This is a genomic window from Rhizobium sp. P2_G2, from assembly GCF_056403555.1.
Genome location: NZ_JBFUFF010000264.1, coordinates 1 through 1,052, shown reverse-complemented (window position 1 = coordinate 1,052; position 1,052 = coordinate 1). Strand labels below are relative to the sequence as shown.

The 1,052-nt window shown below is 58.4% G+C and carries 1 protein-coding gene; it reads left to right on the top strand.

The features are described from left to right. On the top strand, nucleotides 1-1,052 hold a 1,052-nt coding region (locus AC1D06_RS42640), incomplete at both ends, for a calcium-binding protein (RefSeq protein WP_477991620.1).

Below are 1,052 nucleotides of genomic sequence, written 5' to 3'. Positions count from 1 at the left end.
CCTTCAACTCATCGGTCAATCTCGGCGGCGGCACCGACACGATCAGCCTGACCTCCACGTCGGCCGTTCTCAACGGGCTTGCCGACGGTAGCCTCATCAATGTCGAGGTGATCTCGGCGGCGCAGGCATTTGGCGTCAACATCAACCTGGCCAACCAGACTGAAGGGTTCACGATAATCGGGAGCGGCGGCAGCGATGTCATTGTCGGCGGCAGCGGAAACGATGCTGTCACTGATTACAACGGCGGGAACAACGACATCGATGTTGGCGAAGGTAACAACTTCGTACAGCTTGGATTTCAAGGTTTCGATAGAATCGTGGCGGGTTCCGGAAACGATGTGATCCGGGATAACGGCGGTGGCGCATACATAGACGCCGGCGATGGCACGAACACAATACAGGGCGGCAATGGCGACTACACGGTTCTGACCGGCTCAGGAGCAGACAACATACAGGTCGGAAACGGCAACCAATATATTGATGCAGGTGATGGCGATAACACGATATTCGTGCCTAATGCTGTTGCGACTATCCTCTCTGGCAGTGGAAACGATGACATCGGTCTCGGGGCAGGCGCCTACACGATCAACGCTGGGGGCGGTAACAACCATGTGACGGGATATGGCGGCACCGTCAATATCATTACCGGGTCGGGAAACGACGTTGTCTCCCTAAGAGGTTGGGGCGTGACCGGCGGCAGCACGATTGACGCGGGTGACGGCAATAACTCCATTTCTACCGATACCGACGGATCTACAGTCGGCAATGATTTTATCACGACCGGATCAGGCAACGACACGATCAGCACCCATGCAGGCGACGATACGATCACCGCCGGCGGTGGGGCCGATACGCTCGACGGCGGCGCCGGGGACGACACCTTCAATCTGGCGAGCGGCGATTTCGTAGCTGGCGAGTCGATCGCCGGCGGCACCGGCGGCGATCAGATCGTACTGACAACATCCGGCAACATCATAGACTTTACCGCCGGCACGCTGAGCGGGATCGAGACGCTGATCGGCAGCAACGGCGACGACGGGCTGACACTGACA